The sequence below is a fragment of the Sporocytophaga myxococcoides genome (genome assembly GCF_000775915.1).
GTDB lineage: Bacteria > Bacteroidota > Bacteroidia > Cytophagales > Cytophagaceae > Sporocytophaga > Sporocytophaga myxococcoides_A.
This window is the reverse complement of record NZ_BBLT01000005.1, coordinates 461,791-480,258: the sequence shown is the minus strand read 5'-3', so window position 1 is coordinate 480,258 and position 18,468 is coordinate 461,791. Positions and strand designations below refer to the sequence as shown.

The following is an 18,468-nucleotide window of genomic DNA, read 5'->3' as shown; positions in this document are numbered from 1 at the left end:
TAAAAGATTTATTATTTAAACTATTAATTTGTTAAATTATGAATATGCCCATCAGCTTTTCGGTCTGCTTTTGGTGTTCCATTAGGAAAATCACCTCCATTGGGCTGAACATAATCCCCGGCACCATTTCTTGTATTGATAACTCTAGGCCCTGAATATTGTCCCCCTCCTGTTTTTCCATCCATTATCCTAACATTGTAAGAACCACTAGAATGCTTATCCGTGGGTAACTGATATATCATTCCTGATTCACTGGTCTGAGTTGATGGTGTACCAGAATAACCAGCCCCTTGTAATGAACCATTTAACTCATCTACATTCTTATGCATAACAGTTCCGTCTTTTGTTACAATAAATCCATCCTTAGTTTGCGGAATTGGATTTGAGTTCCCAGGTTTGGGAGCCTTAGGGCCAAGCAATAGTTGTATCTTCTCCTGAGCCTTTTTACTAGATAAGAGTTCTTCTACTTGTTCGGAACTTAGTTGAGCCAGAAACCCTATAAAAAAATCAGCTGTTGCATCTTCAATTGAATAAGCTTCACCTTTTATAGCTGCTTTACTGGCATTTATCAAAACGTCACTTGTTGCAGCTGCTGCAGCCTTTGTATATTTCCCTCCTGGAATACTCCATGGTAATGCTCCTTGCGCTGCTGAAATACCTACATCATACCAATCAACCGTTTTGAATGCTTGTCCTATTGTTTCTACATCATCATTCAGCAAATAATTCATTCCAACCTGCAGCATCATATCCGTCGCACCAGCTGCTCCAGCTTTCAATAAAAATGGAAGAATAGGTAAACTACCATCTGGATCCTTAAGAATAATAGGATTATTGTATCCAAAAGAATATGGCGATGTACCTGGCATCCTACTTGCCATAGGATCGACATTCCATCTCCTTCCTAATCTCGGATCATATCCATAATCTCCAAAGCTTAAATGATTTCCAGAGCCAGATATTTCGTCATCCTTTTCGTGTCCGTTGAATCCATAACGGTAATTCGTTTTACTATATTTCCTACCCGGCATTTGACTACCAAATGCATAGTAGTCAGAAGTGCTTGTGATATCAGCAGTATAAGAAAGAACATTGGTCCCTGAAGCTACTGGGATCTTGCGATCTGTAAATACTGCAAGCACGTTACCCAGATGATTACTTCCCTCAAACAGTTTTATACCTGTTTTTGTAGCAAATAACGAATTAGATACCGCTCCCAAGGTAGTAATATTTTTATTCAAATCAACCATTCCCAATCTGCTACTGCCATAAACCATCTGCTCTTTCCAGAAAAACTCCAAAACTGTCGACGCCTTGCTTTGTTCATAAGTACTCATCACATTGCCAGAAGCATCTCTTACGTAATACGTCGTGATCCAGGTAGAGGCATCACCTTTGGTTGCTGCAGGCTTCTCAATCTTGGCTACTCTGTTCCCCTGAGCATCGTACTTAAACTCGAGATCCGACTTGGAGCTGCCTGAAGAACGTGTTACTTTCGATATTTTTCCGCTCACTGTCCACTCGATTGTGGCTATCCCCTCCTGAACATCAGATTTCAGATTTCCAATTTCATCATAGTCATAGTTGTTATTAGCCTGATTGTCTATATCATCAGCATAGTTTCCGTTACCTACCCCATCACTCACAGACCTTAACCTGTTCGTATTTCTGGTATAGCCATTAGCTATCGTCTCATACTTGTATGTCAGATCATCCATGGCTAATGGTGTAGGCGTACCTGAAGTTACCAGTTTTCCGTTACGTGTCAGCTTCAGGATATTACCGTTGGCATCGTATTTAAAGGTTTCCTGATACGATCCGTCATTTCCGCCATTCCAGGTATTGGTTGCAAGGTTAATACTGCTATAAGCCTTCATTTGGGTGATCCGATTCAATTGATCATACCTATATGCAGTAGTTTGCGGTAATGCTTGCCCAAAAGTAGTCGAACTTGAATTAATATCCGTAATTGTTGTTGTCATTCTACTGATATTACCATTGTACAATGCCGGTGCATCTGTAGTCAGGGTCGTAATTCCTGATGCTGAAGGTATCATGTCATTCAGTGCGGAGATCGTTCCTATAGGCTTATAATCCCCGGCAAAGTAATGCAGGTTGTAACCATAAGCATCTTTTCCTACATTTTTATGCAATCCGTCTTTACCTGCCAGTACATTCTGGTTGGCATCCTTGCCAATATCTCTGGTAACATCAAGGGTACCAGAGTTCACACCCTTGATCCACCCCTGGATCGTATAGGCATAATCCATGGCCTGTGACTTGTCATGTCCTAACTCCGCTCTGGCAAGTGGACCATGTTTGTAATAAAAATATTTCGCATCCCTGTTCCAGACTATACCGTTATCACTGGTATAAACATGCGTGATCCTGTTATCTGCATCGTATGAATATTTATGGAAGAACTGATCCGGCTTATCTTTCTGGTACACCACTTCGTTTACATTACCGCTGATCAGATCATACGTATAATCCATGCGCTTATATCGCTGACTTTCTCCTGTACCTGAAAGAACAGTAGTCAAAGCGGTATTATCCTGTACAAGGCTTTTTACATTGCCGTGGATATCATAAGAATAATGCGTTGCATGATCATAAGCTGTACCTGCTGCCTCCTGATAGGTTACGGAAGCTACACGTTTCTTCAGGTTATCCTGCGTTAATCCGGGAACTGTGAATGCTGACGCATCATAATACGTTTTCGTAATCTGTCTCTTGTCTCCCTGAGCTAACCATATAAGGAAAGCAGCTTTCGGAACCTGGGTGCTGTTATTGGCCCTGGTTATCGTTGAAATGCTGTTCGAAGGACTTTGAAGGACTTCTCCGACCTCTGTTATTCTTCCAAGGTCATCATAAACCGTATAACTATAACCTTGTTTCGGGCTGAAGTTAAACTGTTTCGTGTTCTGCGACACAATAATTCTTCCTAACTCATCATACCACATCTTGCTGCTGTACATATCCCGCTCATCGTCCATTTTCAGGACGGTGCTGGAATTTCCCGAAATCACCAGATTCGTCCTGTCGCTGAAGGTCATGGATAGCAGGGTATTGGTATTACCGCTGATGCTTCTGTTTACCCATGTGGTCGCTATACCTCCTTCTATTGTTTTCAGAATAACGCCTCCGTCTCCTATCAGGTAACCGGTCTTATAATCTACAAAGTGAACGTCTCTGAAATTATTAGAACCTAGTGTTGCATCTGTAATTTTTGTCCAGGTATAGGTACTTCCGCTGAGGGATGCCTTGAACAGGGATCCACCATCTCCCGCTGCAAATCCAAAGGATGCATCTACAAAATGTACAGCATTCAGTCCGCTGGCTCCGCTTACACTTTCCTGGGTCCAGTTTGCACCTCCATTGACAGATTTGTAGATTACTCCCTGGTTGCTTGCATTTGCCCCTACCGCAAAGGCAAGGTTTTCATTCACATACTGAACATCTTTGAAGCTGACATTTGTCGCTGCAGGACTTACTGAAACCGAAGCTGTAAAGTTATCTGTACCGCCATTGACTGTACGGATGATTGTTCCTGTTGTACCTGCCGCACCTGCATCTCCCACTGCAATACCTTTGTTGGCGTCAATGAAATCAACTGATCTCAGTGTTCTTCTGGTTGAGGAATTCAAATCACTCCAGGTCAACCCTCCGTTGCTGGTTTTAGCGGCTGCTCCGTCTTTACCCACTGCATACCCTATCACAGGGCTCACCATATCCGTTGCATACAGGATCTGTGCATCCACATTACTTACTGAACCAAACGATACACCGGCAGTACCCGCTGTCGTAGAACGGATGATCTTTCCTGAAACGCCCACACCAAGACCTGTAGTACCGGATACAGAAAGACCTTTGATCGATTCCGTCATACCGGAATTAACAGAAGTCCAGCCCGCTCCATTGGAAGATTTAAATATTCTGCCTTCATCTCCTGCCACATAAAAATCCGTACCGGCAATAACAGCCTTATTTAAGGGCTTACCAGAAGTTTCCGGAACAACCACATTCCATCCGGACGTTCCTCCCGTAGACGTGTAAAGAACATGTCCGCTGGCAGAAGTAATGACACCCGATCCGGCATCTTTAAATGCAACATCTGTCAAATCAAAGTTCACCGACGTAGCTGATAGTCTCCAGGCAGCTCCGTTGTTAATCGTTCTCAAAACTGTTCCGTCACTTCCGACTGCATAACCTGTCATCGAAGAGGTCGTTACCTGAACACCATTAAGAGTTCCAGGGGTCACTTTTCCTCCTCTGTCTGTCCAGACTGATCCTGCATTCGAGGTGACATAGATCCTTCCATCTCCGGAAACTACAGCTCCAGTATTCGCATCAAAGAAATGTATTGATCTTGCATCTGTTGTACCTGTCAGATTGGTTACTGCAACACCCCAGGTGAGACCGCCATCGGCTGTGATCTTCACCGTTCCATTGCTGTAGATCGCCTCTCCTCTGGATGCGTCATTGAAATACATATCTTTCACGCCTGGCCCTACAATAGAGGTCCATGTTGCTGTGGAAGCCGTTGCAGGTCCTGCATTCGTCGTTTTATATATAGTGCCGTTCACAAGAACGCATCCATTGTTCGCATCTTTAAAGTGGATCGCTGTTATAGCTGCCACAGGTAAAGAGCCTCCAGCGGTATTCGTAGCAATGGAAGTCCACGTATTTGCACCGTCTGCTGATACATATAAAGCCCCATCCGTTGTTCCCGCATAGACATCAGTCGCGCTTCTTGTGCTGATCGCGCTGTACGTTTTGGAACTGTTCAGATTCGTCTTAGCCTTCCACGATAGTCCTCCGTTGCTCGTGCTTTCTACAGCACCATTGCTTTTTACTGCAAAGCCTACATAACTCGTACCCGGAAGGATATCAAAGTCTGCATAGGAAGTGCTGGCCGAAGATGCGTTTGCCCAGGTTTTTCCTCCGTCTGATGTCTTGATAATATTGCCTCCCGTCAAAAGCACTCCCTGGTTCATGTCCCTGAAGAACATATCGCTTATACTGCCATTGATGCCTGTAGGAACTGCTGACCAGTTCATTCCTCCGTCTGAGGACTTCAGAATTGTTCCATCATCACCTGCTGCAATTCCATTATTGGCATTCAGCATTTGTACTCTGGTAAGCGTACTTGCCCATATCGTAGATATCTGAGTCCAGGACTTCCCGGCAGGCGATCCGCTGCTCGTATACAGATAGCCCTGGTTATTAATGTTTGCTGTCAGAAAAGCAAGGGTATTGGATGTAAAGCTGACATCTGTCACTTCCTTGCCTGCAAGAAGGGTATTCAGGGTTGTATTCTGGGTAATTGTTGCACCTCCGGAAGCAATTTCCCATATCATACCTGACTTCTCATAGATCACTCCGGTATTATCATCATACAGATAAACCCTGATAAGATTTGCTGCTGTTCCTATCGGAAGGATTGTCCAGTTAGCTCCTCCATTGGTAGTTTTAAGTACCGTACCTCTGTCTCCCACAGCAAATCCCACTCCTGTGCTTCTGATGTATACATCATTTAAAGTCATGGTTCCGACTGCACTTAAAAGCGACCAGGTCTTTCCATTGTCTGTGGTAGAATAGATATAACCCTTTCCTCCCAGGTTACCGGTAAGGAAACCATTACCATTTCCGGTAAACTGTGTTCCAGTTACCTGAAGACCGATGGCAAGTCCGTCGTTCGAAGAAACCGTACTCAGAATATCCATGGTTTTGTGATCCGGTACATTCTGTGCCACCAGCTGATTCAATGAGTTATAGGTATAAGTGGTTGCAAGGGTATGGTCCGTAAACACCGTACGCTGGTTATTTTTCCTGTCCACCTTGATCTGAGCAAGAGCAGTCTGGCTTGTAATTTTCTTAACCCCTGCCGGAGGAACCGTTCTTACAAGGTTACCTGCCTGATCGTAATAATAAAGCGTGTAGTGATGCTCTTTGTCTCCGTATTTTACACCAAAGTCTTCATAAACAGAAAGACACTTATCTATGTATTTGGTCTGGAAGGAAGTCTTAACATCTGCAATGTAGGTCGTATATTTCTGACGAGCATTGTAAATAGCAGTATTGATCAGCTCCTTTCCGCAGGAGTCTGATATGGTAACAATAGGCGAAGCCGTCGGATTACAAAGGAATTTCTGAGGGGTGCAATCCGTTTTTGCTGCAATGGTCACACTTGCAGAAAGACCTGCACAGCCCGATCCTATAGTAAGCGTATAGGTTCCGGGAGCAGTTACCGTAATACTTCTTGCAGTTGCACCTGTTGACCAGTTATTACCTGTAAGTGACGAAGAAGTAAGTACAGTGCTGCTTCCGGGACATAACTCCATATCACCTGTAAATATTCTCAGGTAATCAGGTTCATTAATGCTTACAGTAGAAGTATGTGCACATACGCCTGAAGCATCCGTAACAGTCACAGTATAAGGACCGCTTGTTAGGTTGACAAGATCTTCAATATTATCCTCTCCCGGAATATGCTTCCAGTCGATTTTAAACGGAGCTACTCCCCCCTGAATGATTAGGTTGGCAGCTCCTGTGTTTCCTCCAGGACATGTATTGTCTGTACCTGAAATGCTCGTAATCAGCGTACATGGTTTTGGACATGGGACCTCACTATTTTTCAATGTTTCTGATTTAGACTGACTACAACCGCGGCTGTCTGAAACGGTCAGACTATAGGAGCCCGCTCCTACCAGACCTGCATCGGGACCGTCGTTCGTACCTGCAATATGGCTCCAGTCATAAGTGATTGTTCCCTGCCCCCCTGATACATTGGCCACCAATGTTCCATTAGTCGCATCTGTACATAAAGGAGAAACTCCCATAAGATCCAGTTTGAAATCAGAGCAAACACCACCTCCGCAAGGAGTCTCCGGTTCACCAACTGTAGCATTTGCCGTAGCGGTACATCCTTTGGTGTCTGTCACTGTAACGGTATAGGTACCAGCTGTAAGGGCTGTTACTGTTGCACCCGTCTGGTTTGTTCCCGTCCACATATAAGTGTAAGGAGCAGATCCGCCGACAGGAACCGCAGTCATTGTTCCGTCCTTGCCCCCTTTACAGCTTGCATCTGTTTTGGTTGCCGTTGCAGAAAGCAGGTTTGGTTCCGTAATGACCAGGCTTCCCACCGTCTTGCTGCAATTTTTGGAATCTGTTACAGTAAGGCTATAAGTGCCGGGAGGAAGTAAAGACACAGTACTGGTTGCTCCTGTACTGGTGATTACAGAAGGAGCGCTTACGTTTGTCCAGGCAAACGTATAAGGAGCTGTTCCTCCGGATACCGTTGCCACAATAATACCATTGTTCTTGCCTTTACAGGTCACATTGGTAATATTGGTTACAGCATTAAGCGCATCCGGCTGGGTAATGGTATAATTATATGAAGTAGAACAACCAGCACAAACAAGATTAGCTGTATAAGTTCCTGGAGCAAGGTTGGATATGGTGTTGCCGGTTGCTCCTGTATTCCAGGAGACAGAGCAGGTAACGCCCTGACCCGGTGTGCATGAACAATCTGTTGTTGCAGGGCTGTTTACAGTTCCCCTTGTTTCTATTCCATTTGCATCGCAAATATCTAACCTTCCGTTCACCACACCTATATTGGTTCCTGAGCTCGGATTGGAAGTAATGCCGCTTACCTTCACCGAAGCACAGGTTGATCCGATACCATTCAGGTTTCCCCATATATACAGGTCTTTGGTTTGTACCTCTGTGCCAGCGGCAAGTTTAAATTGATTCTTGAATTCTATCTTGTCGGTAACCGTGATCTTACCTTTGTTATGATTGATAACGCTTACGCCGACTGTACTGGAAAAGAGCTGGGTTACATTCAGCTCACCTGCATTGTTTAAAATATTATTATTATATAAAATGCCGCTTACGCCGTTATTGATGTTTAATGTACAGTTGTTATTAATTGTACCTGCGTTAGATACGGTATTGCTTGCCGTTACACTACCGCCATTGGTAAACACAGCCGTTGCGGAATTAAGATAAATACCTCGGATAGTCAGGTTATGATAGTTATTCAGTATACCTGAATAACCTGAAGGAAGAACTGCATCACCCGAAGGACAATTAAGGGTTGCATAATTTTCCAGTGTACCTCCTCTTAGCTCGAAACCATTCAAATTCAGAGTTCCGAAGTTTTTAATCATGCTTCCTGCATTAACGATAAGGTAAGGAATGGTAGACAATCCGTTTATTACCAGGGTACCACCGTTCATATTCAGACTGCTTGGATTAAATGTTCCGCAGACAATAAAGGTACTTCCGCTATTAAGAGTTACCGTACCTGATGCGTAGGTGGAATTGGCCGGCAATACTAAAGTTCCGCCCTTATTCACCGTGATGTTTCCGTTAAAGCTTGTCTGCTGAGGTATACAAACTATTATTGTTTCACCGTTCACACCATTATTTGGCGCAGATATATTATCATTGGCAACTGCGTTTCTTGAACAGCTCTGAGTGCAGCTATAAGTCGATGCTTTAGACCCGGAATAGCAGTCATTCTGAGGAGTAGATGGAGGTACAGGATTGCCCGAGGCAGGAGTAAAGTCAACATTCAGGCTGATACTTCCGTTGTTAGTTCCGTTACAGCTACTACTCGTCACGGTAGGTGTAACAGAGAGGGTTGGCTGCACAATTGTTGTTGTTTTACTCACCACACATCCTACGTTATCAGTAACCGTTACAGTGTAATCTCCGGCAGAAAGGCCGGTCTGGTTTGCGGGATTGCTTGTGCCCGCCACATGGTGCCAGTCATAAATATAGGGAGGATTATTAGTTCCTGAAGTTGCCAATGTAATGGAGCCATTGGTTGCTCCAGGACAGGTAGTATTAACACCTGTTGCTGTAAGGGTGAATTTCGGATATTTCGTAATTGAAGAAGTTACTATAGCTGCATTACAAAGACGGGTTGTCACCACTAAAGAATAAGTACCTCCGTTGGTTACTGTAATGGTACGGCTGTTATTGGTATTAGGAATAATTATATCATTAAGCCTCCACTCGTAAGATTGTCCTATAATAGAAGATGTAAGTGTTACCGATCCGTCTTCACAGAAAGCTGTAGCTGAAGGAATAATTGTTGCTACCGGAACAGGATTTACCGTTACCTGGAATGGTTCAGAGGTTTCCGTACACGCCCCTCTGGTAATAGTCACTCTGTACATTCCACTGGCATTCGCAGTTATGGAAGCCCCTGTTCCAACAACCGTAGGCGTACCGCCGGCAGTTTTGGTCCATTGATATGAGCCATCTGAAGGTTTAGATGAGCTAAGAACAACACTACCACCAAAACAGAATGTTGCGGAGCCAGCAGCAAGAACTTCAGGACCTTCTGGTTGTGTTAAGGTAACAGTGGCAGGATACTGACATCCTTTTGAATCCATAATTGTTACTGTATATGGACCGGCTTTCAACCCAGTCTGATCTTTGGTCGTTGCATTGGTTGGAAGAGCGACGCCAAATTTTGTCCATGCATAAGTATATGGACTTGTTCCACCTGAAGGAGTAACAGTAATAGCACCGTTTGTTCCTCCATAGCAAGTCAGGTTAGTTTGTGTAGTTGTTGCACTTAGAGCGCTTGGCTGAGTTATTGATATGGGTGGTAATGTTTTTTTACAACCATGAAGGTCCGTGATCTCAACATTATATGTTCCGGCTTTGATACCCGATATGTCTTTGGTAGTAGCAGTGTATCCGGAAGTTGTCTCACTCCAGGCAAACGTGTATGGTGACCAACCGCCTGTAACAGCAAGAGTAACTGCACCACTTGACCCTCCGTTACAGGCCACATTTGTTACAGTTGGTGTTGCATTGAGAACTGACGGATTGGCAAGGGTAGATACACCTGAAGTAGTTGTACAACCATTTTTATCTGTAATTGTGAGTGTATAACTTCCTGCTCCCTGACCTGAAAGGACTTTAAACGGATTAGGAACTCCTGAAATCACAGTTCCACCTTTTTTCCATACATAAGTATATGCAGGGGTTCCTCCATTGACCTGAGCAGTGAACCCTCCATTGGTCTCATTATTACATCTGATTTCTGTTTTCGTCAGATTAACAGTCAATGCTTGAGGCTGAAGAATACTTACATTAATTGAAACGCTGCAGTTATCTGAAGGATCAGTGACTTTTAACGAATAGGTACCTGCTGACATAGCCGTCACATCCTTGGTTGTAGCAAAGTTCCCCCCGGATGGATTTTTCCATTGATATGTATAAGTTCCACCATAACCACCGGATGGTGTCACAGAAGCTGATCCTGTACTGCCACCATTACAAAGTACATCTGTCTGCTGATTGACAACAACTCCAATAGAACAGCCAAGACCCGGACTGAAATTACCTGTATAGGTACATCCTTTACTATCGGTAACTGTATAAGTATAATCTGTATTAGCTCTCAGACTGTTTACATTTTGTCCGGTCTGCCCATCTGACCATAAAACACTGTAAGGACCCGTACCACCCGAAATCGTAACATTCGCTGTTCCTCTTGTTGATCCGGCAGCAACTGTAGCTGACAAGTCCGCCGGAGGCTCCGTAAGTGTCACACTAGCTCCTGCAGTATAACTGGCAGAACAGTTATTGGCATCTGTTACTGTAACAGAATACGTTCCAGGTGCAAGATCAGAAAGGTCTTCCAGAGCTGATGTAAATCCGGAAGGACCGGTCCATAAAATTGTATAAGGAGCCGTTCCCCCTGCTATTGTCATATTAATAGCGCCATTCTGGAGACCTTTGCAGGATACATCCGTTTTGGATAATAATACTGTAAAAGCTCCCGGTCCTCCTATTGTGAAGCTTTTAGTCTGGGTACAGCTTTTATCGTCCGTAACAGTAAGGGAATAACTTCCCGGTGCAAGATTGGTAACAGAAGGAAGAGAAGAAATTACCGACTGGCTCTGGTTTTTCCAGGAATAGGTAAAAGGACTGTTTCCTCCGGTAATAATCGGTGTCGCTGAACCATTACCTGCTCCATAGCAGTTAACATCACCTGCAGCAATATCCAGACTGAAAATTGCATCGGAAATAACATAGCTTGTATTCTTGATACATCCATCCGCATTGTCAGTTACCTGGAACTCATAAAAACCTGGAGAGAGGTTGTTTATATCCTTTGTAGTGGAGAAAGCTGCAGAATTCTTTTTCCAGTTGTAAGTCAGATTCGAACTCCCTCCTATGATATTTATAGCGATAGCCCCGTCCGTTCCTCCCGGACATTTAATATTTGTAACAAGCGCACCAGCATCAAGGCTACAACCGGAAGAAACTGTAGCTCCCGCGGTTGCCGTGCAACCTCTGGCATCTGTAACAGTTACGGTATATGCACCGGCTGGAAGACCTGTCGGACTTGCGACTGAACTTACAATTTCAGTTCCATTTGACCAGCTGTATGTATAAGGTGTTGTTCCTCCGGAAGCTGTCAGGTTGATTGCTCCTTTTGTTCCTGCCACTGCACTTGCTGTAAGCACAGCCGGCTGATTTATTACTATTGATGCTGATGATTTACTGCAGTTATCAGCATCTTTTACTGTAGCTATATAGGTGCCCTGAGCAAGTCCGCTCAGATCTTCTGCCGTTGAAGTAAAAGAAGAAGGACCTGTCCAGGAATATGTATAAGGCAATTTCCCTCCCGTTACATTCAGGTCAATAGCTCCATTGGTTTGCCCGTTACATGATATATCCGTCTTCGAATAATTGATAACATGATCGTTCCCTGTTATCACGACTGGATCAGAATTTACAGTACAAACTCCATCCGTAATCGTTGCAACATAAGTACCAGTTGTTGTAACAGTGACGCTTTTGGTCGTTTTTACAGGAGATGTATTCCACGAAAATGTTCCGCTAGAGGCATTCGACGTCAGCGTAATATTACTGTTCACGCAAAGACTGGTTGCTGAAGCTGTAACCGCTTTATTTGGTGGTGCCTGAACATTGATCGTTACAGCATTGCTTAATTCTGCTGTTGCATTACACTGGTTTCTCTTGATTTCTACTGTGTATGTTCCCGCCTGACTGGCACTATAGGAGTTATTTGTCGCCCCTTCAATCGCTGCACCATTCTTTTTCCACTGATAACTGTAAAAGCCAGAAGGAGCATTCAACACAGCATTGCTACCCTCACAAATTGTAGTATTGTTACCAGTTACAGATACTGAAAATGGCTGACTTGAGAAACTGTTCGCTTCAAGAAAAAGACCTGAATCGTACAGTTTGTCAAAAGCATCTGCAATGACAAGTTTCATATGATATACAGCACAAGGAGTAACCGTATATTCAGCATTGAATACTTTCGTATAACCATCGTATGCTATAACACTTGTTCCGGCAAAAGCTCCTGAATTATCAAAATAATTGCTTCCTGGGATAAGATTACAGTTTGCACCATTTCCGACTCCCTGGGTTACAGTCCCGTCATTTACCGTATTGATACTTACATTTCTGCCATCTACGGTAGCAATATTTTGTTTGCCTGCAATACCTGGACCTGAGATAAAAAGGCCAAACCCATCATTTGCAGCAGAGCAGTTATATTCAGGATATTCTTCCGAAGCAAATAAATAACGGAATTCTATTTTATTACCTGAAGGAACAAAATCAAATTCTATTATGGTTGCTTCTTTTGTAGTGTTTCTGATCAGCAGGTCAAGATCTGCATCCCCCGCAGACCCGGAGAAAGATGTTCCCTGAAAGTTGAGGATATCATTAGGTCCTGATGCATCTGCTGCATTTCCCGTCGTCATTACCAAACCACTTCCCAGGCCCTGAGTCCAGCCAGTGGAATTAAATGTACCAACTGAAGAAGGAGAACCACTAAAAGTGATATTACTTATTGTTACTCCCTTACCCTTGAAATTATTGGATATCATGCCCTGAACAGCTGCGGCATTGCCTGCCGGAACTACCGTCAATGATTGTCCGGACGACAGATTGGGCAATAGTAAAATCCCCAAAAAAACAATCCTAAAAAATGCCTTAAAAATCTGCATTGAATTTGATTTATTAAATACAATAATTTAATTCCCTTAGTTACTTCCGTTAAATACCGGTGATTTACAATCCGCTATATTCATGTGCGGTGAATAGCCCGAAAATTCGACGTATGTTTTCTTCTGAACTCCTCCTACTGTGTACTTCACAAGACCGATCAGCTTAAAATTATGCTCAGGATCATTGCTGGATTTGTCAGCTCTGATGGAATGAAAACTCACAATGTCATTAAATCCGGCACCAGCTGGCATGTTCAATGGTGTATAAATTTCAAAAAGTCTGGTTCCGGTAACAGCACTGCCATTAATCCCTTCAAGAATTCCCGCAAAAGTACCTAGAGCCACAGAACCTTTCCAGCGAAGCTGCGTCCCTGTCAATCCCGTATTTTGCTTTAATGAATTGATAAATGATTCATCATAGGGCTGTTCAGCAGGATTCAAAACAGTCTGAGCTACAAACTGGTTTGCTTTAGACTGATGAGAAATTCCATCAGGTCCCATTCCTCCTGGGTAAGAGTAAATCAGCATATTGAACATGTTCATAATATCGATGGCACCGTCTGTGGTAGTGCACACTAACGGTTTAGGACAAGTTGCCGGATTCATGTCTAAACAACCTGTAAAACCTTTAATAGGTATTTTAATATCCGCCTTGGTTTGATCATTGTATGTCACCTGTACTTTCGCATAAGCTTCGAATGCTTTGCCAGGATGGAGATTATCCAAAGGATCATAACTCAGGCAACATATGCCTTTAACATCAGACCAGGCAAATGACTTAGACACCATCTGTCCGGTCGAAATATCCTTTACCAGGTAAGAGCTTTGCATTGTAAGCTGAAGATTACAGTTTTTCAGTACTGAAGTTGTTGCACCATTTCTCCTGTTTAATTTTACAGCGAGCACTGTACTTGTTGTATTGGGCGCATCAATCTGCCAGAAGGTTTCGCCTCCCATTCCGGAAAATCCAATGGCAGCTTCAAAATCAGGGGTATATTCCTGGATTTCTCCTGTTGGATAGCAGCTCAGCTGAAAATCATTATTAAGACGTTTAACAGGGTGAGTTGCCAGGGCATTCAGCAAGCTTTCAAAGTCTTTGACAACGGGGCATTGTCCACAGGTCTCAAAATAAGAGAACTGGGCTTTTGCTTTCATTTCGTTAATTACAAGAGTATTCTGCTCAGGACAATTAACCTTCTGAAACTGACCTTCACTTTCTTCATCGTAGCAGGTATAGGCATCCATTGATTCACTTTCAACCATATCATTGTTCATAGGGAATCTTTTGACCTTGTCTTTATATAATCTGAAAGAGAATATGCTGCATGGCTGGCGATAATTCCAGAACTGAGTAGGCCACCATCTGTAATTTCCATAAGGTGTATATGTCGGATTATCGTAAGTAAAGAACCCGTTTTTAAAATAACTGAATTTCTTATCACCAACACATCCGTTGTAGGATTGATGATTGATCGCATATTTCGTTGCCTTCTGCTCCATGAATTTCTGTTTGAGAGACAAATACATCCCTCTGTACTGCTGCCATACTTTATCATCAAAGGTTATGGTTCCGTTAAGACAATTGGTTGCACAACCTCCAGATCCGGTGTTATTGTAGGCTGGACATTTGACAATTCCGTAAGCAACTTTATCTAGAGAATATGATCCCATATAGGCAGCCATACTTCTTTTCATGGCATTGTATTCAGCCTGGTCAAACAATGGATTGATTGCGAGATTACTTGAGAAATAAGGATCTATAGACTGAGCAGCATTCGCACCTAGGGGATTAAGATATCCGGAAGGTGCCTGAGCGAGCAGGTCAGCATTAAGCAAGCTCATATCAAACGAATGACTCGCATTATTGGAAATACAGAAATTATAGCTTTCATACTCCGGATGATAGAGTACCAGAGACTTTGCCCATGAATCTTTCCAGTTCAGGAAAAAATCATGAACATCGTGAAGTGCTTCAGGTCTTACATATTCAAATCCATCAATTGTTACTACAGTTGATCCTTCAAGAATTCTCGGCTCGTATTCCCCCGCTTCATTAAGCGTTATCTGAACGTATGACGGTAAATCTGTTTCATCTACATATCCCTGTCTTATAACACCAGCCTGATCTTTGTAATATGGCTGCCTCCAGTCATGACCACCCATGTTAAAAGATTTTATAGGAAGCTTATTATTCTTATTAAATACGGATAAAGGAAATAGTTCAGGATCAAAAACGCCTTCAGCTGTTATAAGCTCACCATACTGGCCCATAGGGCCCATGTCCATAAGCATATTCTGGTAGGCTTCTTCACAATTGATCGGATCATTATCGCAGAATTCCTGACACTCAGCATATAGTTGACTATATTCCTCTTCAGTTAAACAAGGGTCACAGGCTGCATTGACATTGATATCATATTGAGAATAGTTTCCCAGTTTAGTCAGACACTGATCACAAGTCATGTGACATGAAGCTGTATCCACCTTGCTGATCTCGGATGCGATAAAATCATCGACGGTCAGAAGACACGCATTTGATTTCAGATAATTGTCTGTATAAAAATCAAGAGCCTCTCTGTTCACTGTAAGTACCTTTGAAATTGTATAATTACCAACTTCAAGCGGCACTTTTGTTTTAGCCCATCCTGCAGGAGCAGTAAATGACGGAGGATTTGTACACAAAGGTGTATAATTGCCTGCACGTATGGCATCAATGATACCTTGACCGATTACCGTAGATGTTGAATTCGGAGCTGCGCTTAACCCGACAAGAAATTGCTGACCGCATTCATTGGTAAGCATGATCTCAAGATCCAGCACGCAATTGTAGCACATATCAGTTGTTACAGATCCATTCACACACTGCTCAAGATATTTCTCTCCAGTGAGGGTATAATTGAACTCCCTTGTTCCTTTTGTTGAAACGAGTAGCTGACTTTCATATATTTTTGATCTTCCAGAAATACGCTGAAGATTTCCGTCTTTATCAGATGGTAATGTCTTATTAAGAAGGTCCCCCTGTATTACATTAATTGTTTCGTCAGTACTCTGCGCATTATCATTTTTAAGAGAGTCAAGATTTGAAGGCGCTTGTCCTGCCAGAGCTGTTGCAATTACCCTTCCCTGAGGATCAAGATAAGAAACAGAAACCTGTCCATTGGCATCCACCACCATGTTCTTTTTATATCTTTCCATCGGACCTACTTCTGTACCGAACAATCTGTCAAGTTCTTCCTGAAGTGTAGGTTTTCCGTAGAAATATTTTGTTTCATGGTTACTTCCCAGCTTATGGTTGGTACCAACACCACTCTGTCTTTTTATCCTTCCTGTGTTATCCGGAGTAAATTCCGTATGGGTAAAAGGATAACCTTCGGCATCAGGAATATATTGATTGATATCAAGAGACTTATCCGGATTTTGAGGGCTATAGTAGTTTGAAGCTCCACTCCCAGTGTTCATACTTTCTGCTGTTGGCTTGCAGTTACCAGTGGCATTATCAAAATTGTCCTTATTATAAGCAGTCCCCTGATTATTCTGGTTAAATGCAGGTTTAAAACCGATTTTGGAATCCGCAGTCGGCACAGGCAGTACTTGAACCGCTCCTTTACCTTCATGGTCATAGATAGTTTCCCCTATTATGGTCTTGTCTTCCGAATTAATTTTACTGACCACCTGACGACTCCTGAGGCTTCCGTCAAAATAAGTCACAGCAACTTTATTTTTCCCCTCTTCAGCAAAGCTCACGCTATTCTGCCAGTTCAGATTCTGCTCATGTCCCGTCAGAGGAAACTTATCCGGAAACTGTGCAAGTGTAGTATAAGCTCCGGCCTGATCAGACCAGTTGCCATATATATTTTTATTATAGTTATCTGCCTTACTCCTGCTCACACCTCTCACTCTGTAAATCAGATAACCTCTTTCATATATCAGAGGAATTCTGTAAAAGTTATTAAAAGTGTTAATTCTTGTACTGTTGAATTTGAAAGTAGATGCATCTACTTTAATGCCTGAGGGATCTGTTGCAAGATTGGTGTTTGCATCATAATCATTTATGTGCGCCCATTCAAGCTCATACTCTTCCGCTCCCTGAACAAAATCCCAGTACACTTCAAGCTCGCCCCTGCTGCTCACCATGGAATTGTGATCTGCCGATGGGATCTGGGTTCTGTTAAAAGTATAGAATCTTTTTACCTGTACTTCGGCGTCAATGGCAAGGTTCATCGTGACATTTGATACGGATGGAGTAATCCTGACTACAGTGACCTCCATTCTGTTCCCTCCTGCAATCTGATAAATATTCTTGTCCTGATAAGGTGCATTGTTATTGTAATCCACTGTCAGGACAGGATTCGGGCTTACTGCTGTCGCCTTAAAACCATTAAGTGTATTGTCCCACTGATAGTAGGTAACAGACAGCTCAACATCAACAGAATAGTTAGCACTCTGATAGACCTTGCTGGTCTGGTCAATGCTAAGAATGACCCTGTTAAGGAAGCTGTAGTTATCAAATGAATTTTTCCATGAATTGCTTCCTGTAGGGTTACTCTTCATGAAATTGTACTTATTATCTCTTACATCGAGGTACAAACCCTGCTTTACCTGGCTACCGGACGCCCGGACATTTACAATCTCTTCTGCCGCTTTAATCTCATGGGTTGCGAACAGCAAGCATTGTAAAAAAATAAGAAGCTTAAAAATTACCTGAATTGATTTCATACACTATCAATATGGGTTGGTACTTGTTTGATTGTTAAAAGAATAGTTTTTATAGTCCTTTGTACACATGTATTTGTTATTTCCCAATGAGATGATAAACTTTTCATATGTGAAGAAGGAAGAAGGTATATCTTTATTTAAAAGAGCGTTTTTAAAACTGATCTCCATTCTTGGCTTTTCAGCATTTTCTTCGCCTTTCCCGGAAAGGTCTGAGGGACTCAGGTAGAACAGGATCATTTTCTCTATCAGATTTGTCTTCCTGTTATACTCTATTTTTACACTGCTGTATTCAGTAGAAGGAAATACAAGTGAGTATCCTGCACTGCCCTTTGCCGGTTCATAATAATCCGCAGACGTACAAAGCTTAAAAACTTTTTCAAGATCAATATTCATAAAGGGTGTTCCGCTGCTTTCCTTCACAGCATCCAGCTTGGTAACAGACTTGTCATCATGATCAACAGTCAGCACATACTCCTTATTTCTGATCACCTCCATGCTTCCGATCTTATGATAAAAACTGTTGCCCTTCATTTTGACTTCACCCTTTTCTGTCTGCACAGGTACCTTACTTGTGTAACTCTGATAGGCTACATATTCCAGATCTGCTGAATAAGAAGACAGTGTCTTGTATGTCTGATTTACTCTGTCCAGGTCTTCTCTCGCAGACTGAGCCATTGCCCTCAGGGTAATGAAGACCATCATCAGAAAAAATAAATAATACCTTTTCATT

The 18,468-nt window shown here is 42.7% G+C and carries 3 protein-coding genes; all 3 read right to left on the bottom strand.

Annotated features, from left to right (window positions below):
* Positions 1–23: 23 nt before the first annotated feature.
* From MYP_RS14425 to MYP_RS14415, 3 genes are read right to left on the bottom strand one after another with little or no spacing between them, the layout of a single operon-like run.
* Complete coding sequence (locus tag MYP_RS14425) at positions 24–13,022, bottom strand: choice-of-anchor L domain-containing protein (protein WP_045464597.1); 12,999 nt, start codon at positions 13,020–13,022, stop codon at positions 24–26.
* A gap of 36 nt (positions 13,023–13,058) precedes the next feature.
* Positions 13,059–17,738, bottom strand: a complete 4,680-nt coding sequence (locus MYP_RS14420; protein WP_045464595.1) for a DUF6443 domain-containing protein — start codon at positions 17,736–17,738, stop codon at positions 13,059–13,061.
* Positions 17,739–17,744: 6 nt separating this feature from the next.
* Positions 17,745–18,467 carry a LolA family protein gene (locus tag MYP_RS14415; RefSeq protein WP_045464594.1) on the bottom strand — a complete coding sequence of 241 codons (723 nt, stop codon included), beginning with the start codon at positions 18,465–18,467 and terminating at the stop codon, positions 17,745–17,747.
* Position 18,468: the final 1 nt, after the last annotated feature.

Bases quoted from the DNA above. Each gene is read 5' to 3' on its own strand.
- MYP_RS14425 (WP_045464597.1), bottom strand. From the start codon at position 13,022: ATGCAGATTTTTAAGGCATTTTTTAGGATTGTTTTTTTGGGGATTTTA.
- MYP_RS14420 (WP_045464595.1), bottom strand. From the start codon at position 17,738: ATGAAATCAATTCAGGTAATTTTTAAGCTTCTTATTTTTTTACAATGC.
- MYP_RS14415 (WP_045464594.1), bottom strand. From the start codon at position 18,467: ATGAAAAGGTATTATTTATTTTTTCTGATGATGGTCTTCATTACCCTG.